35 protein-coding genes are annotated in these 22,102 nt (G+C 45.7%); 31 read left to right on the top strand and 4 right to left on the bottom strand.

Going from position 1 to position 22,102, the window contains the following annotated elements:
• A partial coding sequence (locus HII27_RS27230) for a transposase (RefSeq protein ID WP_223883255.1) occupies positions 1-407 on the top strand: 407 nt, incomplete at its 5' end.
• 356 nt (positions 408-763) lie between these two features.
• On the opposite strand, the gene HII27_RS20215 is transcribed toward HII27_RS27230, so the two are convergent.
• Complete coding sequence (locus HII27_RS20215) at positions 764-1,267, bottom strand: hypothetical protein (protein ID WP_007372141.1); 504 nt, start codon at positions 1,265-1,267, stop codon at positions 764-766.
• A gap of 253 nt (positions 1,268-1,520) precedes the next feature.
• Here HII27_RS20215 and umuD point away from each other — a divergent pair, with 253 nt between their 5' ends.
• The 6 genes from umuD (at position 1,521) to HII27_RS20185 (ending at position 6,143) form a co-directional block, all read left to right on the top strand.
• Positions 1,521-1,937, top strand: a complete 417-nt coding sequence (gene umuD, locus HII27_RS20210) for a translesion error-prone DNA polymerase V autoproteolytic subunit (protein WP_008786793.1) — start codon at positions 1,521-1,523, stop codon at positions 1,935-1,937.
• On the top strand, positions 1,937-3,202 hold the full coding sequence (gene umuC, locus HII27_RS20205) for a translesion error-prone DNA polymerase V subunit UmuC (RefSeq protein WP_009652912.1): 1,266 nt from the start codon (positions 1,937-1,939) through the stop codon (positions 3,200-3,202). Before umuD ends, umuC begins: the two co-directional genes overlap by 1 nt.
• Before the next feature lie 149 nt (positions 3,203-3,351).
• On the top strand, positions 3,352-4,242 hold the full coding sequence (locus HII27_RS20200) for a DNA replication terminus site-binding protein (RefSeq protein ID WP_007372144.1): 891 nt from the start codon (positions 3,352-3,354) through the stop codon (positions 4,240-4,242).
• A 312-nt stretch (positions 4,243-4,554) separates the two neighbouring features.
• Positions 4,555-4,935, top strand: a complete 381-nt coding sequence (locus tag HII27_RS20195) for a type I-E CRISPR-associated protein Cas6/Cse3/CasE (protein ID WP_127649377.1) — start codon at positions 4,555-4,557, stop codon at positions 4,933-4,935.
• A 288-nt stretch (positions 4,936-5,223) separates the two neighbouring features.
• Positions 5,224-5,481, top strand: a complete 258-nt coding sequence (locus HII27_RS20190) for a helix-turn-helix domain-containing protein (protein ID WP_001333498.1) — start codon at positions 5,224-5,226, stop codon at positions 5,479-5,481.
• Positions 5,482-5,651: 170 nt separating this feature from the next.
• Positions 5,652-6,143 (top strand): GNAT family N-acetyltransferase, encoded by a 492-nt coding sequence (locus HII27_RS20185; RefSeq protein WP_000217395.1) that lies wholly within the window; start codon positions 5,652-5,654, stop codon positions 6,141-6,143.
• Positions 6,144-6,228: 85 nt separating this feature from the next.
• On the opposite strand, the gene HII27_RS27225 is transcribed toward HII27_RS20185, so the two are convergent.
• Positions 6,229-6,999: a hypothetical protein gene (locus HII27_RS27225; protein ID WP_223883254.1), complete on the bottom strand. Its 771-nt coding sequence runs from the start codon at positions 6,997-6,999 to the stop codon at positions 6,229-6,231.
• 269 nt (positions 7,000-7,268) lie between these two features.
• On the opposite strand from HII27_RS27225, the gene HII27_RS20175 reads away from it, so the two are divergent.
• From HII27_RS20175 to HII27_RS20155, 5 genes are all read left to right on the top strand, one after another.
• A complete protein-coding gene (locus tag HII27_RS20175) occupies positions 7,269-7,670 on the top strand; it encodes a hypothetical protein (RefSeq protein WP_008786797.1) in 402 nt (133 codons plus the stop codon).
• Between the two features lie 185 nt (positions 7,671-7,855).
• Positions 7,856-8,146, top strand: a complete 291-nt coding sequence (locus tag HII27_RS20170) for a hypothetical protein (RefSeq protein ID WP_007372147.1) — start codon at positions 7,856-7,858, stop codon at positions 8,144-8,146.
• A gap of 77 nt (positions 8,147-8,223) precedes the next feature.
• The gene (locus HII27_RS20165; protein WP_007372148.1) at positions 8,224-8,460 is read left to right on the top strand and encodes a hypothetical protein; all 237 of its coding nucleotides are present in this window, start codon (positions 8,224-8,226) and stop codon (positions 8,458-8,460) included.
• Between the two features lie 29 nt (positions 8,461-8,489).
• Entirely contained in the window at positions 8,490-9,041 is a 552-nt protein-coding gene (locus tag HII27_RS20160; RefSeq protein WP_007372149.1) for a LexA family transcriptional regulator, read from the top strand.
• Positions 9,042-9,367: 326 nt separating this feature from the next.
• Positions 9,368-9,772, top strand: coding sequence for a hypothetical protein (locus tag HII27_RS20155; RefSeq protein ID WP_008786799.1), 405 nt, complete (start codon positions 9,368-9,370; stop codon positions 9,770-9,772).
• Positions 9,773-9,798: 26 nt separating this feature from the next.
• Here HII27_RS20155 and HII27_RS20150 read toward each other — a convergent pair whose 3' ends face one another.
• The gene (locus HII27_RS20150) at positions 9,799-10,788 is read right to left on the bottom strand and encodes a hypothetical protein (RefSeq protein ID WP_007372150.1); all 990 of its coding nucleotides are present in this window, start codon (positions 10,786-10,788) and stop codon (positions 9,799-9,801) included.
• A 122-nt stretch (positions 10,789-10,910) separates the two neighbouring features.
• Here HII27_RS20150 and HII27_RS20145 point away from each other — a divergent pair, with 122 nt between their 5' ends.
• From HII27_RS20145 to HII27_RS20075, 15 genes are all read left to right on the top strand, one after another.
• Positions 10,911-11,234: a hypothetical protein gene (locus tag HII27_RS20145; RefSeq protein ID WP_020996132.1), complete on the top strand. Its 324-nt coding sequence runs from the start codon at positions 10,911-10,913 to the stop codon at positions 11,232-11,234.
• Positions 11,227-12,297 carry a phosphoadenosine phosphosulfate reductase domain-containing protein gene (locus tag HII27_RS20140; RefSeq protein WP_032951308.1) on the top strand — a complete coding sequence of 357 codons (1,071 nt, stop codon included), beginning with the start codon at positions 11,227-11,229 and terminating at the stop codon, positions 12,295-12,297. Before HII27_RS20145 ends, HII27_RS20140 begins: the two co-directional genes overlap by 8 nt.
• A 109-nt stretch (positions 12,298-12,406) precedes the next feature.
• Positions 12,407-12,724: a hypothetical protein gene (locus tag HII27_RS20135; RefSeq protein WP_020996134.1), complete on the top strand. Its 318-nt coding sequence runs from the start codon at positions 12,407-12,409 to the stop codon at positions 12,722-12,724.
• Positions 12,725-12,732: 8 nt separating this feature from the next.
• Positions 12,733-13,068, top strand: coding sequence for a PerC family transcriptional regulator (locus tag HII27_RS20130; RefSeq protein WP_008786801.1), 336 nt, complete (start codon positions 12,733-12,735; stop codon positions 13,066-13,068).
• Between the two features lie 383 nt (positions 13,069-13,451).
• Positions 13,452-13,913 carry a hypothetical protein gene (locus HII27_RS20125; protein WP_009653863.1) on the top strand — a complete coding sequence of 154 codons (462 nt, stop codon included), beginning with the start codon at positions 13,452-13,454 and terminating at the stop codon, positions 13,911-13,913.
• A 90-nt stretch (positions 13,914-14,003) separates the two neighbouring features.
• Complete coding sequence (locus HII27_RS20120; protein ID WP_020996135.1) at positions 14,004-14,405, top strand: hypothetical protein; 402 nt, start codon at positions 14,004-14,006, stop codon at positions 14,403-14,405.
• Positions 14,406-14,604: 199 nt separating this feature from the next.
• Positions 14,605-15,489, top strand: a complete 885-nt coding sequence (locus tag HII27_RS20115) for a hypothetical protein (protein WP_007372154.1) — start codon at positions 14,605-14,607, stop codon at positions 15,487-15,489.
• 79 nt (positions 15,490-15,568) lie between these two features.
• Positions 15,569-16,096 (top strand): hypothetical protein, encoded by a 528-nt coding sequence (locus tag HII27_RS20110; RefSeq protein WP_007372155.1) that lies wholly within the window; start codon positions 15,569-15,571, stop codon positions 16,094-16,096.
• Positions 16,097-16,101: 5 nt separating this feature from the next.
• Complete coding sequence (locus tag HII27_RS20105; RefSeq protein WP_032941601.1) at positions 16,102-16,407, top strand: hypothetical protein; 306 nt, start codon at positions 16,102-16,104, stop codon at positions 16,405-16,407.
• Between the two features lie 12 nt (positions 16,408-16,419).
• Positions 16,420-16,872 (top strand): hypothetical protein, encoded by a 453-nt coding sequence (locus tag HII27_RS20100; protein ID WP_007372157.1) that lies wholly within the window; start codon positions 16,420-16,422, stop codon positions 16,870-16,872.
• Between the two features lie 82 nt (positions 16,873-16,954).
• Positions 16,955-17,485, top strand: coding sequence for a hypothetical protein (locus HII27_RS20095; RefSeq protein WP_007372158.1), 531 nt, complete (start codon positions 16,955-16,957; stop codon positions 17,483-17,485).
• 322 nt (positions 17,486-17,807) lie between these two features.
• A complete protein-coding gene (gene ssb / locus HII27_RS20090; protein WP_008786804.1) occupies positions 17,808-18,365 on the top strand; it encodes a single-stranded DNA-binding protein in 558 nt (185 codons plus the stop codon).
• Positions 18,366-18,420: 55 nt separating this feature from the next.
• The gene (locus HII27_RS20085) at positions 18,421-18,774 is read left to right on the top strand and encodes a hypothetical protein (protein ID WP_154050669.1); all 354 of its coding nucleotides are present in this window, start codon (positions 18,421-18,423) and stop codon (positions 18,772-18,774) included.
• 277 nt (positions 18,775-19,051) lie between these two features.
• On the top strand, positions 19,052-19,732 hold the full coding sequence (locus HII27_RS20080; RefSeq protein ID WP_032951313.1) for a hypothetical protein: 681 nt from the start codon (positions 19,052-19,054) through the stop codon (positions 19,730-19,732).
• A gap of 27 nt (positions 19,733-19,759) precedes the next feature.
• Positions 19,760-20,074, top strand: coding sequence for a hypothetical protein (locus HII27_RS20075; protein ID WP_127649449.1), 315 nt, complete (start codon positions 19,760-19,762; stop codon positions 20,072-20,074).
• A gap of 17 nt (positions 20,075-20,091) precedes the next feature.
• On the opposite strand, the gene HII27_RS20070 is transcribed toward HII27_RS20075, so the two are convergent.
• Complete coding sequence (locus HII27_RS20070; RefSeq protein WP_127649446.1) at positions 20,092-20,439, bottom strand: hypothetical protein; 348 nt, start codon at positions 20,437-20,439, stop codon at positions 20,092-20,094.
• Between the two features lie 133 nt (positions 20,440-20,572).
• On the opposite strand from HII27_RS20070, the gene HII27_RS20065 reads away from it, so the two are divergent.
• The 4 genes from HII27_RS20065 (at position 20,573) to HII27_RS20050 (ending at position 22,022) form a co-directional block, all read left to right on the top strand.
• Entirely contained in the window at positions 20,573-20,986 is a 414-nt protein-coding gene (locus HII27_RS20065) for a hypothetical protein (RefSeq protein WP_007372162.1), read from the top strand.
• A 104-nt stretch (positions 20,987-21,090) separates the two neighbouring features.
• Positions 21,091-21,375 carry a hypothetical protein gene (locus tag HII27_RS20060; protein ID WP_223226827.1) on the top strand — a complete coding sequence of 95 codons (285 nt, stop codon included), beginning with the start codon at positions 21,091-21,093 and terminating at the stop codon, positions 21,373-21,375.
• A complete protein-coding gene (locus HII27_RS20055) occupies positions 21,365-21,709 on the top strand; it encodes a hypothetical protein (RefSeq protein WP_032951317.1) in 345 nt (114 codons plus the stop codon). Before HII27_RS20060 ends, HII27_RS20055 begins: the two co-directional genes overlap by 11 nt.
• 13 nt (positions 21,710-21,722) lie before the next feature.
• Complete coding sequence (locus HII27_RS20050) at positions 21,723-22,022, top strand: hypothetical protein (protein ID WP_009653866.1); 300 nt, start codon at positions 21,723-21,725, stop codon at positions 22,020-22,022.
• Positions 22,023-22,102 lie beyond the last annotated feature (80 nt).

Raw genomic sequence — 22,102 nt, 5'->3', positions numbered from 1 at the left:
CTGATGCCGTATTTGCAGTACCAGCGTACGGCCCACAGAATGATGTCACGCTGAAAATGCCGGCCTTTGAATGGGTTCATGTGCAGCTCCATCAGCAAAAGGGGATGATAAGTTTATCACCACCGACTATTTGCAACAGTGCCCAATACAGCAGCGGGGGAAAGTCGAAACTCGGCAGGATCACAAAAGCCGGTGATTCGTATCTGCGAACGCTTCTGGTTCAGGGGGCTCGTTCAGTGCTTATTGGCGCCGGGAAAAGGACTGACTCATTCAGCCGTTGGGTTTGTATGTTGGTTGAGCGCAGAGGGTACTGGCGGGCTGTTGTGGCCATCGCCGCCAAAAATGCGCGGCTGTGTTGGGCATCACTACATTACGGTGATGATTTCCGGCTGTACTCAGTCAACTAAAGCTCGAAGCTGTATAACCATCTGACCTGCAATTCGTTGATGATAAAGGGTTAGACCCCGTGAGGCCTATCTGGCTATTGTACAGGATATACGTATCCGCTTAACGAACAAGAACCTCACGCGCGTCTTTCATCAGGGCCCGAATCGATGACGATTCATCATGGCCGTTTATAGTACCGCAGTCTCTCCCCTTTATTTTTACTGAAGAGCAGACAGAAACCATAAATACCGGCTTTGACATGCCGGGGAAGTCCTTATAGTACAATAATTTTCGATATCCAAACTGACCCCAAGTAAGGACGGTCGCGCCTGTGGTGGTTTTATCTCCGTGGAGCGCCTGGCCCCGGCCATAATTGTTAGTTCGATACCCCATGAGTCACGCCTCCGGGTATTGCCAGAAAGTCGGGGGCTTCAGCCATACCTTTGCGCGATAACAGCACTAATCTGTCCTGCGGGGTCGAGACAATTTCATCCCCGTTATCCAGTACGCTGCCCACCAGCGCGAGCCCTTTCTCGAAGTGTGTAGCTTTCTGGCCAGCGCTTGAAACAATCCGTGCAGATGAACCATCGGTATAAGTGACTGCATCACCCTCCACTGCGATTTTGACCATTTGACCGTTGCCTAGATCCATAACCCTGGCGCTATCAACAGCGGTTACGACACCACCTCGCGCAGTCAGGCTTCCCTCGACCGCAACACGCCAGATTGCTGTTACCGGGTGTTGGCGATCCCTTTCAGCGTTCTGCTCAATAATTTGTCGAGCATCCACATCCATTGCGGCCAGATCAGCGTCAGAGAAAGGGGATTTGTCAAAGTCGGCCAGCATTTGTTGAGTTGCTTCATTTGTAAACTGCTTCATCGTTATTACTCCTTATAAAATGTACGGATAAATTCCGAATTGTATACGAAGTAAGCACGAGTAAATTCTGAAAATGAACTGAGGAATCATATGGTTGCAATTTGTTATGTGCAGTTACCCACTTCTGGACAAGTGATAAGAAAAACCTGAAGAGTGATAGCGGAAAATAACTTTCGGAAAAGGAGGTGCGAAAATTCCTGGCTCCTGTCTATAATACTGTATGGATATACAGCACCACGAAGAGCAGAGCATTATGAAACTTATCCCAGTGACACAACAATCACCAGGCCAATTCCCGTTGTTCGTTGAGCCTGTCAGCGCAGGTTTCCCTTCAGTCGCTTCCGATTATGTTGATGAATTTATTGATCTAAATACTCACCTCATCAAACATCCATCTGCAACCTACTTCTTACGAGTAACAGGTTCATCGATGGTAGAGGCACGTATTCACGAAGGCGATCTGGTCATCGTGGATAGCTCACTTGAGGCGAAAGAGGGGGATATTGTGATTGCGACCGTTGATGGTGATTTCACCATTAAGCGGTTGCAGCTAAGCCCGGCTCCCGCGCTACTGCCAATGAATAGCCGGATGTCACCGATCTATCTGAAAGAAGGCGAAGAACTGGCCATTTTTGGCGTGGTGACCTTCATCGTGTACAAGGCCTTGTGATGTTCTGCCTGGTGGATTGCAACTCATTTTACGCCTCCTGCGAGAGAGTCTTTCGGCCCGATCTGGTGAACAAGCCAATTGTATGCCTTTCGAACAATGATGGCATGGTCGTGGCACGTTCAGCGGAAGCTAAAAAATTAGGTATCCAGAATGGTGACGTGTACTTCCAGAAGAAAGCATTCTTTGAAGCTAACGGTGTACATGTTTTCAGTTCTAACTATGCCTTGTACGCGGAGATCTCCCGTAGGGTGTGTGAGACATTATTTAAATTCTCCAGTAATACTGAGGTCTACAGTATTGATGAAGTTTTCCTTTCGTTTGAAGGAATGCAGAAAAATTATAATTTTGATGACTATGGAAGAGAAATAAAGAAAACCGTATTAAAGAGCACCCATATACCCGTGGGGGTGGGCATATCGACAACTAAAACTTTGGCAAAACTAGCAAATAAAGCTGCAAAAACATGGACTAAAACAGGCGGAGTGGTTGATCTCAGCAGTCCAGAAAGACAACGTAAATTATTGCCATATATTGACGTAAGCGATGTCTGGGGGGTGGGCCGGAGATATGCCACCAGACTGAACAGCATGGGCATCAGGACTGCTCTCGATCTGGCCAATGCGCCAACATCGCTTATCCGTAACACATTTGGAGTCGTACTGGAGCGAACGCAGCGCGAATTGAATGGCGAGTCCTGCATAGCCCTGGAAGAGGTGAGGAAGGTTAAGCAGCAGATCATCAGCTCGCGTTCATTCGGCCAGAAAATAGAGCACTACGAAGCAATGCACCAGGCGGTGTGTGAGTATGCCGAACGTGCAGGCGAGAAGCTGCGCGAAGAGAAGCAATACTGTCGCTGCATAACGGTTTTTATTGGCACAAGTTACTATTCGAAAACGGCCCCTTACAGTGGCCAGCAGACAGTCAAGCTGGAAAACCCCACCGCCGATACCCGGGAAATCATTGCGGCTGCGGTCGCAGGGCTCCGGCATATCTGGCAGGAGGGATACCGATACCATAAAGCCGGAGTGATGCTATCTGACTTTTATGATAGCGCCACCAGCCAGCTCGATTTGTTTGGTGAGAACCGACTCTTTGCCAATGGTGAAGCGTTGATGGGCGTGATGGATAGAATTAACCGGTCAGGTCGGGGGAAATTATGGTTTGCGGGCCAGGGCATCGACAAAGACTGGACGATGCGGCGGGAGTTATTGTCACCATCCTATCTCACTAACATTAATGAAATCCCTCGCGTCAGGATTGGCTAATCAGCAGTGAAAACTTCATTCGTCATCGATAAAATTCGTCTGTAAACAAAACGAACTTGATATACTCGGTTTCGCTTGTTATGAGTATGTATGTACATACAGTCCTCCGTGCAGCGGAGGGAGTTTAGAGCCCTTTTTCGGGGATAGAAATGAATATCTCAACAACTTTCCAGACGCTGGAGAGCGAGATCACACAACTTCGTGGAGTGCTGGGTTCCCGGCTTCCGCTCAAGGCGAGTGTCTGCGTCCTGCCAGCCGTTGCTGATGGCGAAGAAGATATGGCCATCGAACACATCATGCCTGAGCTGAAACAGGGACACGATGCTGTCCATGCTGCCTGCGCGGCATACGCTGACCTGCATATCAGGGATGGCTATTCGCAGAAGTCCGCTCGGCGCACTACCGGCGTATTATGGTACGACAATACAGATGCGGAATTCTCTCAGCTGGTTACCCGTTTGGTGACATCCATCAACCAGCATAAAGAGAGCATTCAACGCCACATCATCGAAAACTACGGTGGTGATCGCCGACCGGAATACATGCGCTTCAACGCGCTGCATAGCGCCTGCCCTGGTGTCATGACCCTGCATCTCTATCGGCAGCTGCGTATGTTTGATAATGCTAACGTCAATCTGGTCAGTTTCGGCTGGAGGCAAAAGACGCTTTTTAGCAGGGTTAACAAAATCGAGTTGCTCCAGAAGATGGGCAAGGACATCGAGGAAGATGAAGATAAATCAGTCAGACTCAACTCGTTGATTAAGGCTATTGCGCGTGTACCGGAAGAAAAGCTTCGCTTACGCCGTCCGGTTAAAGTGCATCCAGCTGCAAACATCGCGATGGCTGATCCTGAACACCCCGACCAGATACTGCGTCTTTCTGCCGCTTCATCTATGCCGTTCATTATCATTCAGGATGAGCACGTGAAAATTCGGCCATTGCCAGAGTTCGTGGCCAATGAAGTAAAGCCGAGGAGTAACCGCCTCAAGACAGATGTGATCGGTATATTCCACGGCGAAAGTATCGAAATGATTCTCTGACCACACCGGCCAAAGGACTGGCCGTATTCCCCCCTCATAATTTCGTCACTCGCCGTCCATGCCATACCCTGAAACTAATATTGAAAATTCATTATGTTCAGCAAGGAATGTGGCGTGAAATACTTTGAATGTGCGCTCAGGTTCAGAATCGCCCCAGGTGACGTGTATGGGATCCACCAGCAACTGGATAAGGTAGTCCAGGAACGTTCTGGGTCGCGACTCCCATACACCTTCTACTCTCGCAAACAAAGTGCCTCCGACACCCAGGTTGTTCTGAGAACGGCTGTTGCACTCGGGCTCCCTGGCGAAGTCATGAAGGAAATCATGTTTGTGTCTGGCCAGAAAATTCGAATCTGCGGCTCGCTGGCCACTATTCGACGCGAGGAAGCTGGAGGCCGGAAAAGAGAGATTTGTCCACCTGCCCATGAACTCCCGGATTATATCCACTATCACCTGGAACGGGCCGGAGTGATCTGTGGACGGTTACGTATCGTTCGAAGCACCAAGTTCCATATTATTAAGCCCGGGAGCGTTGGCCGTACATCCCACAAGATCATTGTACCGATGAGCCAGTACGATGCTGAATGCGTGATTGAAGATGTCGGCGCACTTGAACAGGCATACGCTTTCGGGATCGGCAGAAAGCGGATATTCGGCTTTGGCTATATGAACAGCATCGAAGTGCTTTCCTGAACAGGCCATTAAGCATAGTTATTATCTGAATTTCAAACCGACTCGCAAACTTACGGCATTAACACTTCTGATACACCCTTTAAATGCTGTAAACTGTTGTAGCCCTTACTAAATCGTAAGAGTGGGGATTTGCAGCCCCGACTAATGACACGCCGTTCATGTACTTGAACGGTTCGCACTCGCTCGCCTGTTTTTTGTCAATGGTGGGTCGGGGCGTGGGAGCCTTACGGCTCGCCAGTCGTCATTAGCTGGTACTGCAAACCATGTTCCGATTCACCACCAAAGGAAATGGAGATGGAAAAACAGGACTGGCATAAGGCAGACATCATAGCTGCGCTACATAAGAAAGGTTTGTCACTTGCCTCACTGAGTAGGGCTAACGGTCTTTCAAGCAGCACTCTGGCAAATGCACTGACACGTGACTGGCCTAGAGGCGAGATCATCATCGCTAATGCAATTGGTGAAGAACCTCAAGAAATATGGCCAACCCGATATTTTGATAAGGCAGGAATGCCGATCAAGAGAATCATAAGAAAACCGGTTTAAATGAAAAAGGCTGGCATTTTTGCTGGCCTTATATACCTCCTGGCTCTGCTACTGAAACCACTAACACCGATCAAATGGTCATCAGCGAAATACCCCGTTCATTTCTATTGACCTCTTTACCTCCATGTAATCAAATTGATGGAATAATAACGGTTACGAGAGACAAACTGATGACGGTGTTATCTGCCCCTGAAATGCGCTTTGGAACCAAACAGGATGTTCCCTTTATCATAGCGGTGATTCGCGACGGTATGCGGGATGGGTATTTTAACTTTGATGATGATGACGGACTGTCTCAGTTCGAAAGTCAGATCTCAGAAGCCATTGCCAGGCGGGAACGGGGAGAGAATTGCGCCGATTTCTTGTTTGTCTTTGATGCTCAACATAATGGCGCAGCGATAGGTTTTGCCCTACTGACGGGCAAAAATGGTGCAAATGGACTTGCTTCACATCTGGAAATCAGGATGTTTGGTGTTACCAGGAGTCAAAGACAAAAAGGATTTGGGCGCTCCATGTTGCAAAGTATTCTGGATGCTACTCCCGGCCATAAAGTGGAGGCATCCTGTCTTCCTGCATCAGTTGTCATGGCCAGGATGCTGACTAATGCGGGTTTTCACGTCAAAGAGATAAGCCCGTTTGGAAAGCGTACTTTCAGACGCTAATGTAAAATTCAGATAAAAAAACCGGCTGACGAATTCAGTCGGTTTAGTAATCCTGCAAAAGGATGCTGGACAGCGACGGACGACTTCAGAGCTGTGGCAATGGCCCCTGGTTATCTTCATTCGCAGCCTGGTCTTTATCCGGGGTGGCCGTTGCAGTCCGCGAGGCATCAAATGAGACCGTTGGGTCGCTGAGAGTCAGGATGCCAGTGTCTTCAACTTCTCGCGTTGTCAGCGTAAGCTCAGATTTACTGTCATCACACTTATTCGTTTTCTCCGCCAGTGCCTTGCACCAGATATAACGACCTCTCTGGGCATCAGAGACTGAAGGCTCTCCATATTTCTCGATCGCCGACTTCAGTAAGAGATCAGGGTTGCTGAATGAAAAGCGGATTTTGTAAGCCACCGGCTCAATGGGGTCAACTGCCGTATCGGGGATAAAATAGACCACCGTCTCCTGGTGAGCATCTCCCCAGAAAATACTATTCAATGAGTTGTTACTGTAGCGCTTTTGAATTTCTTCACCAGCAGACTGGCCAAGTTTGTCAGTGATAGCAGTGATCGCTTCAGAAGCTGTCATCCGCAGGCTTACCGGCCCTATAGAAAAAGACATAACATCAAAGCTATTCAGGGGGGTAATGGTGCTTTCTGGAGCGGTAGATGAATCGGGTACGTCATCACTGTACAGACTGTCATCCCCCGGAGAAGGCGTTACAGGTGCTGAATTTTGGATGTCAGGTGTGTAGCTGGGATCGGGAGCGTATAGGCCCATTGTATCATTCTGTACAGCAGAATATACCGAAGCGGTCGGCAGGACGGTAAGGAGCGCAAGGGCGCAGTATCCAAGGTATCTGGTCATATTCACCTCGTCAGTAGCAGTTGTCCTACTGTAACAGCGCGAGGTTTGAGAACATCATGGAAATGGGGTCAAAGCGGGGCGAAAAACAAGCCTGATTCACATGGCTTACGTAGCAGCATGGAGATCTCCTGAAGTCGGAGAAAATGAGTCAGATAACGCGAATATCGAAAATGGAACGAAGTACTTAATTACCTAACAGGAGGTACATGTTAACCTGACGAACATTGCTTACTGCCTATTTGTAGATTCAGGCTACAGGGAGAATCCAAGTGCCAAACTGCATACCCCTTAATCCGGTATTACCTAAAAACTTCGACGATACACCTAATGAAAAGCGCTCAAAGTCTCAGCTTGATGCCTGGTGGGATCATCCATATGGCATTACTTGCCCGGACGGGAAAATCACTGTTCGATGCCTGAATGGAGGAGCTTGGGATCGTTCGACAGTGCTGGGAGTAGCGGACAATTACGAAGAAGCCTGCGAGCTCGCAGAGCGCGAGCAATCAGCATGGGTCAAACGCCGTGCGGAGCCAATATTCTACTATAGCGGTGAAGCTCCATTCAGAGCGATAAGGGATGCACAACGTCCTGATCAGGAGCAGACCTTTGTCGCGTCTTTTGACACGCAAGATGAGCTAATCAGCTGGCTTAATAGTCAGAAAACCAGTTAATACCAAGTCTGGAAGTCTGCTTCTCAACAGACTTCCACATTTGATTATCAAGCTCCCCATAATTTGGGTTCAGTATAAACATTCCATTACGTTCTATTCCCCTCATTACATTCATCTATCCGTAAATTTCGTTAGCCAGCACATCGGGGTGATACTGATGTCAGGTAAACAAAACGGATGCAAAAATGCAGACATGTTCGGAAGTCCTGGCGGTTGAAATATTCAATCAAGTTGGACGTGAGGCAGCTATTGCTCAATATAACTTAATTTGTGAAATAGCCCAGCGACGTTACGAAGACAGCCTGGCCAAATATGGTTCCGTGCCAGCTGGTTTCACCGCGCTCAATTTCCTCCATCCGGCAGAACTTCAGGAGCGTTACATCCTGGGGTTGGGAATTCAGCTTTGTATCGATGAGCAGCATGAAGCCAGGGAACGGGTTTTAGCTCGCTGCCTGGCAAGAAAAAGGGCCGCATAAACAGGTGATAAAACAACTCAGCTATAGCTGAACACGCACTAATTGGCTATGTTAACAAAACGAACAAGGTGGCGATTATGTACAGTGAATCTATCGATCGTGCTATCAGTATCCTCAAGGACGCGGGCGAAAAAATCGGTATGGAACTGGGTAGTAATGTGACATCTCAGGAATCAGAACTGCTTGAGGATGCGCTGGTGGGCCTGACTAAAGTTAAAGGGCAACTCTGCGGTAATCACTCCTTAACTGATGTAAAAGCGGACGTCGTGCCTTTTAGTCTCAGTTCGACGAAGAACGTCGATAGCCCGCATTAATTAACAACCACCAACTGGACGGAAGGGATATGACTGAAGACAACGCCGGTAGTGTTTCTGGAAAAGCACAGAACGCCCCAAAAGCAAATGCCCACCTGGACAGGCTCTTTGATTTCATTGTGACAGAAATCAAAGAGCAGGGTGCAGCACCGTCTTACGAGCAGATCTGTTCTTCTCTGGGGTATTCAAAAGGGCTCGTTTCCCGGCGTATCCGGCAGTTGCATGACCAGGGACGAATCATTATCGATGGTGAAAGAAAGTCTATGACGCTGCGCGTAGCGAAAGGACAAGGTCATGATGACATTGCCGAACTCCCGGACATGACCAGTGACAGGAAAGCAATCATCACGTATGTCAAAAAATACATGAACAGAAATGGTGGCCGTGGGCCATCAGTTCACGCAATAGGGAAAGCGCTCGGCTTCTCGAATAACAAGGCGCGTAGACATGTGGACTATCTCGACGAAGTAGAGAGGGTACGTTACAGCCCTCATCTTAATGAAGTAATCGTTATCAATCAGGGTGATTACGTTAAAATTACCCAGGACAACGATGAACCACCGAGCCCGGCAGAAGGTTAGCCATGATTCGCATATGGAGAGAAGTTGTAAACGTAAAGGTTCAGGACGGGAGCCGTAACGGACGAATCTGGTTTCTTGAACTTTCGTGTGGCCATCATGCTGTCAGACGTATACCTCGATTACGTCTGCATAATCTGACGCAATTCGAACGACTTGAGCCACCAGCTAAATGTCACTGTGTATTGTGTGAAATAGATGCTATTGCAGGACAAAAATAGCAATAAACACAACATAAAAGCCCTCAATTTGTCCCCATTGTTTTTAGCCTGACAGCATTGGTACTGATAGCCTAATCATATTTAAACGCATAACCCTATGGTGGACATATGAAAAAAGCTGTTTTTGGCCTTTTAGCACTATTGCCCTTCATAACCAGCGCAGAATCGATCGATCCGAACGATTTCTATGCTCAGCAGCCTTCTCAAAACTACCAACAACCTGCTGCCAGCGAGCAACAGGACGATGCTGACAATTCCAGTGACCAGACAGCTGCGATCGTATTGAACCTGGAAAGTTACAAACCGCTGGGGAATTTTGTAGTCCCCCAGGGAGTAGAACGCCCATTCATTGGTCTTATTAACAGCAAAATTTTCATACTGTCTGAGCAACCAGATAAACGCTTGGCTGGCCTATGGATAGGTCGTAGTCAGGATGGTCGTGAAGCACTTTGTGGTTACCTGAACAACAGTATGCAGGTCAGAAAATGTTATTACATCTTATATCGTGAGTAAAAAATGGGGCCGTAGCCCCATTTATTTTAATGTTTGAATGAGGGTATAAAGGGTATTACTGGATTTGTTCCTAGCGAAGCTAATTCGTTAGGCGCAAGATAACGTCGCAGTTCAGTAATCAATATATCAACTGATTTATCCCAGCCATCTCTCACAATGTTTAGAATGTGCCGAGCTGGATAATGTGTTAGAAAAGGATGGTTGGGGCCAAATTTATTAAGGTGTTCAATAGTACCTATTGCATCGAGATAATCTGTAACAAGATGGTGTTCTGACTCAAAAATAGCGACAAATTTATAACCATCAGCAGCGTTTACCCACTGGCAAGTACAGTCATTAAGCTGAAATTGATTAGAACGTTTTTCCCCCTTGGGTTTAGGATTGACTCCAATACCAAAAGACAAATACAAACCTTTCCTTCCCCAGAAGGCCGGTCTCTTCAAGTCCTGACCATTGTTTCCTTCGACCTCTCCAAGAATGCCAAACAAAGTAGCTGATTCTTGGTTAGGATTCGTTCTCATACGGAAAAGAATGCATAGATCTGCAAACTTTAAGCTATTATAAACTGAATTATAAAAGACATTCTCATGGCCAAGTAGATAAGGATTATGCTCTACCGCAAAATTAGTGCCACTTCTAAAGTCACGGCAGCTAATGAATACACCAAACTGGCTCATATTAGCGAGGATATCGACATTGCGATAATCAGACAAATTAATAAGTATAGTATTTAAGACTTCTCTACCTTCATAACTCATCAGATAGTGGCAGAGCAAATTTTGTAGACCGAAGTTTCTGAACTGATCTTTAATTAAAGAAAAATATCCTTCACCAGCTAATGAAACTAGGTTTCTCATTGTTGGTGTATGTTTCCCCATGAGAGGGGAATTAAAACGTACCTTCATCCGGTTATTATCATAAAGGGTTTCAATAATTGAGCAAAAGTGCATCGCCCAATACGCGTTGTTATCACCAATTAAACCGGGTTTCACTACAGTAGTTTTAGAAAAATCCATTCTGTCTCCAAAGCAGTAATCAGTCACTCATAACACGATATTTGCAGTGAAAGTTATATCTGTAAGCAAATTTCGTCAGCTGTTAGCGTCGTATTAGGCTTAGTAAAAAGCCGGAGGTAGATATGCCTAAAGACGATGTTGCAACAATCATAATCCAGAATGGGTTGACGCATAAAGTAAATGTGATCTGCAAATTCAGCGCACAAATCGACAATCAAATGTTCTCATTCATCATCCATCGCACATTAAGCGTATGTCGATATGCGCTTGTCTGTAAGGCAACAGGCCAAAGAATTGCAGTTCTTGATACCAGTCGAGTAAAGGCACTTGGTATGGAAGCAGCAGGTAAACTAGCGCTATCAGATCTGGCCTCATCATTAGGCGAGACTAGACTTGCTGCGATTCTGACAAATTCACTTCAGAGCAGGAGCGCGGCAAGTGAGTGATTTAATCGACGATAACTTTATTATTCCTGCACTGAGTAGCATAGCAGGCATCACCACGCCACTATCAGGACAAACGTACAGGAACGCTCCAGATATCGACATATCTTGCTATGACGTGATAATCATTTGCCTTAGCGGCGGAAAAGACTCCATAGCCTGCCTTCTCCACTTAATTGACATCGGGGTCGATCTGTCCAGGGTGGAACTCTGGCATCACGATGTTGATGGCCGCGAGGGAAGTACTTTAATGGACTGGCCATTTATGGCCGACTACAACCGCAAAATAGCTTCAACATTTCAGATACCGTTGATGTTCTCCTGGCTTCAGGGAGGAATGGAAGGTGAGATGCTGAAAGAGAATGGCTACAGTCGCCCGCAATGTATCGAAACCCCAGATGGATTAATAATCGCGGAACGTGATATCCAGCGAAGCACTCCCGCCACGCGACTTCGGTTCCCTCAGCAATCACCAAGCCTTAAAACACGTTGGTGCTCATCAGCACTAAAAATTGATGTTGGTCGGCGAGCACTCACAAATCAGAGACGCTTTGACGGAAAAAAGGTGCTTTTTATTACGGGGGAAAGGAGAGCGGAAAGCTCTAATAGATTCAATTACTTACAACTGGAGCCACATACCAGCAGTTGCAAAAAAAGACAAGTTGATGCCTGGAGGCCAGTACTTGCATGGTCTGAAGAACAAGTCTGGGAGATTTTAGCAAAACATCGTGTTACAGCCCCAGTACCGTATCGTCTTGGATGGGGTCGCAGTTCATGCTTAACGTGTATATACAACAGTGCTCGCATATGGGCAACCATCAAACATTATTTCCCCGAGCGTATTCACGCAATGGCCAACTATGAAAACCGCTTTGGGGTCACTATCAGTCGTAAACGAATAAATGTTCTGGATCTAAGCCAGAATATTTCTCCTATTAATATCACGGATGAGGAAGCGCTGCTGCAAGCGGTAAATCCGGTCTATACATTGCCCGTCATTAACATGTCAAAAGAATGGGTGCTACCTGGTGGGGCGTACAACCGGGAGAAATGCGGGTCAGACTAATTAGCCATCAGCGATTTATAGCTGAGATTTCGTCACCTGAATATTACGTGGAAAATAGATATCAAATAGCAACATTGATACAGGCTTAACCGCCTCTGAAGGAAATATTATGACGATGGTAACGGCCAGAAATTGTACTGAAACACGGTTCAACCAGTTATGGGATGCTCTGCATGAAAAAAGCAGTGCGGAAAACGAATCCTTGTTTCAGCAAGAATTGCATCGCTGCCGCAGTAAACGTCAGCGAAGTAAACTGGCCGGGCGATTCGCCGGTGCCTGGCAAACCTTATTCGATGCCTTCTGTGAAGGTCGGGTCTTCTGCTCACTTCTGGACTCGGTTATCCACCAGGAGAGTATCAGCGAATGGCAGGTTGAAGAGTTAATCTCATTCACTTCTGCCCAGATGTCGACTCTATACAAAGGGTAGAGGTAGATATGGGACAAAGAAAATGTGCAGCAGCGTTCCTGCTCGCTGAAGAAATGTACCAGATACCAGCGACCAAATCGGTGATACTTGCCCGGGACCTGGAAGAAAGAGGGTTGTATCTCCGCGCTGCCAGGCAATGGGGAGAGGTCATGTTTGAACATACCCAGTGTACTGAGTACATTGTTGAACAACGGGAACGTTGCATTCGGTTATCCAATTCTCGCCATGAAGACCGTATCAGACAGCATGAGCAGGCAAGTGATCTTCAATATATTCACAAGCATATTAATGATGTATACACACGGATGGGACTAAAAGACGATGGTGTCTTTAATACCGCCTGATTTGTCGACCTTTTCCGTTCATTAAAAAATGAAACTGAGGAGAATGAGCGCACTCTTGACTGATTTTGACGGAGGATTACGTAAGTGGTTAAACAAAGTTTATTTGACCTTATAGGAGCTACCACGGGCCCAGAGCGAGATCTGTTGATCGTAAGCCTTCAGTCTCTACATCGTGAACGAGTAAGCTCATACAATGCATTGTGTACAGCCTGCTCAATCTCTGGAGATAAAGTCCCGCCAATGTCTTTATTCGGCATAGACGAGGTTACTGATGCACTACGCCGGTTAGGTGCATTACCGATCAGATAGTTCTTCAAGTAGTCAGGGTGAACAGGTTTGAATTGATACAAACGGCCTATGCTGAAGAGGAACAGAGATAACTGATGAAAACAAACGAAAACCTGCTGAACAGCATTGGAAAAAGTATTCGAATGTGGCGAGATAACTGCTTCCCTCCATTTCAGCGAGCGTATGGAACATGGTTATTGGTTCTGGTTTCGGTTAATGCCGGGATATGGTTTTACATAACCTCTGACTGGTCTGTACAGTTCGTCGGCAATATAGCAGGGCTCTTGGTTTTCCCAATGCTGGGTCGAAAGGTTTTTACAAAACGCGCCAGATCTTGGCAAGAAGAACTGGATATTAAGCTGGCAAAATACAAACCGCATAACATAGCTGCATGGAGGGAGTTGCAGGCTTATGCCTTGGAATCCAATACGCTATCTTCACAAATTGTTGAACGGTGGTATTTCAAAGAGCGGGAATTTATCAAGACGGCCCAAAAAGGGAAGCCGGGTAGTTCTGAACTCAAATTTCTCAAGAATAATACTGGATCAAAGCCTTAAGGAATCTGAGAGCCGGTGCGTAATGCAGAACCCACAGCCGAAGGGTTTTGGGAGTTAAACTGATACAGCTTTTACCGTGAGGTGGGATTTATGTCGAATGTCTTGCAGAAAGAAAACATCATCATGTCTCTGCCTCATCGTGACTGGAGTTGTGAAGTCATCGAGTGCCGATTAAAAGTGTGCCCCGTACCTGACGAACTCGACAGGGGGAATAACATCTTTTTCATCGTGGAAGACCTTTACCAGCTACGCGAGAACAGTGAATCACTTAACGTGCTTGGACAAATTCTGGCGAAACGTTTCCCACACATACCACCAAAAAGAATGCACCTTGTGCTGCACCGACGTGATGTGCAGAAAGCTCATGGAGTAGCCATCCACCTCTACCGCTTCATGCGTAGCGAGAAAGAAAATAACCGTAGTATTTTCATTGGTCGTAACCCTACTGAAGTTTCCCAGAAGACGGCATACGCCTCGATGTGCATTTTCTGACCACCAGCTGTTGAATCGTCACAATAGCCGACATAGTCGGCTATTTTTTTACGCTAAGAAAAACCATTTATGCCCACAAATTGCGGTTGAAAAAGCTATTTATTTTTGGGTGCAAAACGTCCTCATTCTCACTGTAACAATAAATTTCAACATGTGATTATAGTGAGAGTCGAAGCTGAAACATGAATGGTGGCTACATATGCATGATCTCCAGAATTCGTTAACTAGCAAAAATACCAACATTATCCGTGCTGAATTTGAAAATATGCTTTCTGCGCGTGGAACATCTATCGTGCGTTTTGATACCAACGCAGGGGCGAACAGCGGCGAGTATATAGGAAAAGGAATTCAACGTGAGTGGGTTGGGTATTTGCTAAACCATACGAGTTCTGGCCATACGGTCAAGGCATTTGAACCGGTGTATTCTATTCCTTTAAAAATCAGGCCAGACCTTCAATCCAGAAATATTGCAGACCACCAGACTAAAGTAAAAAAGTTATTTGAAAGTTATGATGAAGCGTATCTTACAGCCGCTATAGACTCAGAAGAGTATTGCAAGCCATTCTGGGTTTATCAGAATGCAGATGACGGTCATTACTCGATCAGTACTCGCGGTTTCAAAAATGCAAATGCACCTGCAAGCATTCCGAGCGATAATCGCATTGATATCGCTCAGATGAAAATGGGATATCCCATGCTCGATTATTGCCATAACATTATACCGTCCTCAGTCGTGCGATTAGGATTTAATGGGCGAGTGTTTACGCAAGGTAAGTATTATTACACCAATGAAGAGGTTTTCAGTTGGTTGTCCCGGAACCCGGATAGCGCAGTTTTCATTACGTTCCCAAAAGTTAACCAGACTGATAGATCTGAATTGATGTCAATTATGAAACGAGAATTCCTGAATTCGTGGGGTTTATTCTCATATTATCGCTGGCTGGGACGCAGCACCGCATTACTGGCATTGAGCCCGGTCAGTTCTAATGCTTCTGTTAAGTTAAGAAGTAGCAATGCACACTTCTTCAAAAATGCAATGCTGGCTGTTAACACGATCATTCCTAAAGGTAACGGAATTTCGTAATCGGAATAGTTACCGTTAGAGTGATTTAAAGATCGATTCATTCTGGAAATTGAACGAAGAAAATTTAATGGGAGTAACTATGACTGCACTACGCCGTATCTCAACAGAACCAAGCTGGACTCCAGTTGGCATCCGGGGCGAAGGGTTACCGACTAAAGCAGGTGTATACCGTTTTATTGTTCCCCGGGAAGCCGATAGCTCAGAACATATTGAGTTTCTGGCGTTAGTGCGCTGGCGTAAACACGGTGTTCATCAACTGTTATTTCCCACCTTTGAATACATCGTATGCGACGAGAATATCGTGCTCCCAGAAGGCACATGCTGGCGTGAACGCGAACCGTGGGATCCAGATACGCTGGGGGAAACCGAGTTCATCATCGTTCCTGAAATGAGCGCGGGTGCTCAACGCTGTCCGTTCTGCAAAGAAGTTCCGCGCATCGTTGGTGATAAATACAACTTTGAGTATAAGGAAAACTACATCACGAAAATGCCTCACCGGTTTAACCGCCTGTGGTTCAGCTGCTGTAAATGGGTTGCTCCTGTGCCCACTTCTGGGATTCAGTCACTGATTACGGCCTGGAACAAAATGCTCGGGTCATCCCGGTAGGAGTAATGATGAAATGTGCGTACCTACGAAAGTTTCTGATCATTGCTTTCATAACCGGCATTAGCGGATGCCAGAGTCTCGGAATAGGGTTAAGCCTGGATGAGCGCTACCAGAAGGCTTATCAGAAAGTACTGGCTGACCCTAATGACGATAACATTAAGACTTTCATGAAACTCAGCCAGGAAAAAGGCGAAAGAGACATGCAAGAGGCAAATTCGAAAGCCGCAGCCGACACTCGTGAAAGCGATAAGGGGTTTACTGAGTATTTTAAATCATATGGCAACGATGGATTTAAGCGGGCCAGACAATAAGAAAGAGGTCATATGTCATTACAGCAATCGCATGAAAATCTGGAGTTCCTGAAGGGGGCGGTCTGGTGCGCCGCAAAACTCGTTCAGGAAATTGGCGATTCAAAAGGTGCAGCTATTCTTATCACAAACTTGCCGGTTGGAATTTTCCCTCAATGTAGCGAAAGGGATTTATTTGTTCTGAGGCAATATGTCAGGAAAGATCTGCCACTTGGTATTGATGCCGAATATAGCGATATCAGGCCGGTCTTAATTGATTATCTGGGAGAGCCAGTAGACCTTCCTGAGTGTGAACTGGATAATTATGAACCGGCTCCTGGTGAAATGCTCCGCTGGGGAGTAACTGGAGATCTCAGTTCCGGGACACGATGTGTGCTGGTGGATAATCTTGCTTATCTCGCTGAAGCAATTGGTATCAGCAACGCACTAAGGCAACAGGCCGCAGAGTCAATCCAGCGCACCCTGTGATTAGTGAGTCGCCCCGAATTTCGTAAGCAGCATAAATGCCCTTAATCTTTATCCTACATATTTCAGGTTGTTGGGGTTTACCATGTACAAAGACCATTTTCCACAAGCGTGTCCTTCATCGATAAAAGAGGGCCAGTCATGCTGGCGGGTATTTATTGATATGGACGTAGACAACCCGTCGAAAATAAAAACCAGCGTCGAATTAATAGAAGTTGGCGTAAAAACAATTCGAATGAAAAAGAATGCGGCAGAAGGCAGTGAAAAAACTGTTTTTCTTGTGGATAAAATCCCTGGAATCACATTTATCAAAATTCGGCCTAGCGACAAAAAGCCAAGCGTCTGGAATACAAGCATCAGCAGTTTCTATAAACATGACGTGGAAATCGGGAAAACATTCCCCGTTGGTATCAGAACGACTAAAAGCGCTGCGTTTCGTACAGCAACAAAAAAAGTTGAACAGAGTATGCAAGAATACACTGATACTATAGCTAAGCTTGAAAACGACTATGTTAAGAATGAGACGGAGATTGCTGAGTACAAAAATGAACTCGCTGCTTACCAAACAATACTCCAAACCCTAAAACGTATGGCAAAAAGGCATCTCAAGCAATAATACATTTCGTCTCTTTTCAGGTAAACAAAATGGAAACACAATGTATTTTCATTGCAGGTTTCAAAAATTGTTTCACTCTGGGCCATACATGTTTAGTATGGGGACATAACAAAGAGAACGCTGGCGAGTACGCTGGCATAAAGATCACCTTTCCCGGCCTGGCCGGGATTTTTTTTGTCTGATGTGCCGTCCTTCTCACCACAAACTTAATATCCTGACTATTTTTATGGATGTGCAGTGCAATTATTTAACGAATTACCATTCGTCACCAGACCGGACAGGCTGATAATAATGTCATCCGATACAGAGCTGGGGAGGGTGTATGACTAATCGTGGCTATAGCAAAGTAATTATCGAAGGTACTGTAGGCCGTGAGCCTGAAATCCGACAACACCCTACCCACGGCATCTACGCAAAGATTTATGTAACAACATCTGAGTCCTCAATGGAGGATAAATCTGGTCTGGAGAAAATTACGGAAGAACACTATCAGATCATTTTGCTTGGTCAATTTGCTGATGTGGCCCGCAATCATCTTCATGTCGGGACAGGAGTGTACCTGGAGGCCCAATTGCGTACCCGCCTAATCAAGGAGGATGGTAAAGAACGCTTCTTTATGGACGTACTTGTCAACCCCGTGAAGGGGCATGTTCTTCGCAAAGTCAATGTAGGCGGTAATAAACTGGTGAGTCGTCACCTCCAGCAGAACCGTGGGCAGGATCACCGGCAGAATACCAGTTATAGCCGCAGGCCACAAAACACGAACGCGAGGCCAGCAACACCACGCAACTCGCCCCCAACAATGGAAAATTATTATTTGGGAAATCAGGATGAAGTTCCAGGAAGCACTGGTGCTTATGGAACTGAGATAGCCTTTTAATGATTAGCAGCATATCTGTTTTAATTTGTATCATAACTAATGGGGAATTATTGCCGTGAATGAATTCAATAACGCACTCCAGACGATACTGGAAAATGGGTCTATGTCATATGGCCAGGCTGCTATTTATGCCGGTGGTGCAATTTGCGTTGCGGCCCTTTTTTCGGCGATACTCAGAAGTGGACTACTGGTAATTTTGGGAATTGTCTCAGGCTTTTATCTGTTCAGTCTCAACACTCCAGACAGTACACTGGCGTATACTGCTGCTGCCTCAGACCGTCTCATCGAGCAGGTTAAAGCTGTCGGTGGATGCGCCACTAGACACATTGAGGATGCGCAAACTCTGGGTATCATCATAAAAAATGGCGATGTTATCGAGATAGCAAAGCAGTGCGGTATTATAAAATAATAACCGTAGCATATTATGATTGATGAATGCCTGAATGGTAATCTGCTCGCGGATTACCATTATTTTTTGAGATGTCTTATAGAACTTATCTAAAATTACATACGACTGTCATGACAGTATAAGGTCTTTATGAAAAACGTCGTCAAAACTTTACTACCCTCAGTGAACACTGGTGATCAAGACGAAAGCGTAAAATCGGATACGCTGACTGGCACTACTAAACCCTGCGACCACGGACTGGTTCATAATCATCTTTTAGGGCAGGAGGCCTGTTACTATGCCAAACACTAACGACTCGCTGACAGGACTCAACGTCGAGCTCGTTGGTGCATCGAAACAAGAGTTTACTCTCCTCACTGAAAACCATCTGATGCGCCGCATCATAGTGGCTTTATCTGAGTTAATGCGTAACGCGGAAGGCGTGATGATTGATTCTCATGTTTACCCGTGGGATCAAGTTCTCCCTGCTGCGATGGACATTCCATCATCCAACGCTTCTGATGAAGAGATACAGAACTGGATGATCAGTGCCTGTAAGGAGTGGCAGTGCGAATACAATCGCCGGGTTCAGTCGTTTACCGCATCAGAAGTAAAAAGCAAAAGCGACACCGAGAACGATAACCTATTCCTGCTGAATATCACCAACCTAGCCCATATGCTGATTGACCGGTTACTGCCGTTTGTCAGTATCGAGGAGATTAATCATGAGGATCCAGATTTACTCCCCCAAGTTATTGATATCGTGAATTGTATGGTTGGTGTTATAAATGGTACAACCAGCACACAACAAGTCAGACAAGAATTGTTTACTGCCGGTGCTGATGACGCAGTATTTGCACTCAAACTAAAGCACAAAGAGCTAACCAGCCGGGGTGAAGATGCTGGATGGCTTGAAGAGGCAATGAAGATAATCGAAGAAAACAAACGCCAATCCATCGACTTTATGCAGCGCAGCTAATCGTTCCCATAATAAAAGGGTAATGCTATGAGTAAACATCTGTACTGTATTAAGGGTGTTTTAAAACCCAGGAAATTTTCTGTAAGTCTGATAAGAAATAAACTTAGCTCATTTGGTTTAAGGGGAAGTACTCTTCGTAGCGAAACCGCTCGCATTCTTGCCGGGCCAATAGATGGTATTAAGGGTACGTATCCCTTCGGCTGGTCAGAAGAACATTTTGACCGCAGGATGAAACGCATATTCATTCGCGCCGGTAATGCTTCCAGACTTTCTGATAATCGTCCATTTGCATTAAAACGACGCAGCGCTTTAACTATCAGTAAAAAGTATCTTTCTGTGTAACCACCAGCAGACGAGTTTTACTCGTCTGCCTGGCCCCATGCCTCTAATCTTCGCACCCGAAATGAAGTTGCCTGGAGTTCTCCTGATGAAGTTAACTCAAATGAAACTGTAAGATCGTTTTTGTTCCGGTACTTCCATACATAGCCATTTTGCTGCAATGTTTTGAGTGACTTACGTAGGTTGGGCTCAGCTACATCCTGGCTGTCTGGAACAGAGTTAATAAACCCCAGCAACCTGGTGAATGGCACTATCGCAGTGCCTTTTTCTTTGCACAAAAGAAGAAGTACCAACGCATCCTTCTGAATACGGGAAAAGCGCTCCAGGCGATGTTCAGTACCATCTCCCTGCATATTGGCATTGTTCATAATCAACCTAATCATATGGGATATGATTAAGGTTAAAAAACACCCCCCGTTTTGTCACCCTTTTTTTTTCTTACTCACCACTTAAAGCAGTAAGCTCAGTTCGATAAATCTGAATTAAATAAGGCGAGGTTATATGAAAACGAAATTATTGCTGGCGCTAATTGCGGGATCGACTTTCTGCATCAATATTGCTGAAGCCAATATTCCTCTTAGAGCAGATGGAAGTCCGGCAGCGGGGCAGACACCAACTCAGTTCATTCAGCTTAAAAATGAATGTCCTGAATGCGTCATGGTCGCAACTGATGTAGTAAAGATGCGTAGCGATAGCTGTAAACAGCAGGCATCCATCGATTCTACAATCCTACAGGATCCTGTTTACGCATATCTCAACAGTATCCGTCTGGTAGTTGCCGGGAATGGTGGTTATGCAAGTCCAATCTATACATCCGCCCGTCAGGTCGTAGCGTCAAACATCAATTGCAGTGATGCAAACGACTGGGTAGCGAGAAGTAAAACGGTAATGGATAACACCTTCAAAACGCCGTAAACAATCCCTGAATATTTCGTTGCAGTAATGCTATCCCGTAGTATGACGTTAAAGGCGGAGCTTTGAATCGGGAAAAAATAACTACTGCACTTAGAGGTATTTATATGGGTCGTCACTTTACTGGTCTGATTGATAGTTCGCAGCAAAATTTTACAATGCCAATCCGTCCGTATGGACGGAGCCGCATGGCTGCAAAATTAAAAGGAATCTCCCGATTGAAAAAATCTGAAAAGCATGACGATGAATATCCTGATGAACTCTGGAAATTTATGAGTCCTTCAGAGAAAGCTAAATTTCTGGTCGCGGATGTATTTTCACGCAGTAGTAAAGACTCTTCCGCCATTCAACCGGGAGAACATAAGCAAAAGGAGCATGATAATGAGCACTGATAATTTACTAGCAGAACTCACTTCAAAAACAGGCCTGACAGAAACGGAACTTAATCGGCAGGCATTGATTATCGGTTTGATGGCATTGTGCCACCCGGATGCTATTGCCGGTGATTTGGTGAGCGCGGCACTTACGGGGTCATACTCAGATAGTACTGATAAACTACTTACCCGTGGTGATAACGCATCAGACAGTGTGTTGATGTCCATGCGTATCTTACTTCACCGGTTGAGTAAGTATGAAGGGTCTGATGGCAAAGTAGGTCAGATCAATAAAATGATGCACCGACTCGGCTACTTTAAGGCATCCGATGTGTTACGCGAGGCTCAATAAAGAGGCTCAATTTATGTTCACCATGACGAATTTCGCGTCCAATATTCTTGACATGGTTTTTCTATCAGAAATGGAAGGGGAACTCATTTATATAAAAGCGCTTAGCGGCGTTACTGGTTACGTTCCTCAGATCCATCTTTTCCGCCTCCAGCTTATCGCATTTGATATAGGTTGGTACTACGAGTACAGATTGAATTCAGGCAACCTCATTATAAAGGAAATTGTTGAGGCCATCACATCTCTTGGATGTGCTTTAAATGAATACCAATGGCAGTTCGCGTTTGAATTAGGTTATCGCCGTCACCACAAATAAACTTCATTTTTTCATAATTTGCTATTCGTCACTTGATTGACCGGGGGTACGATTAATTTAACACGGATAATTATGGGAGA

The sequence above is a fragment of the Kluyvera sichuanensis genome (assembly GCF_014218705.1).
Taxonomy (GTDB): Bacteria; Pseudomonadota; Gammaproteobacteria; order Enterobacterales; family Enterobacteriaceae; genus Kluyvera; species Kluyvera sichuanensis.
Note: the sequence above shows the minus strand (reverse complement) of the source record. Positions and strands in the feature narration are given on the sequence as shown.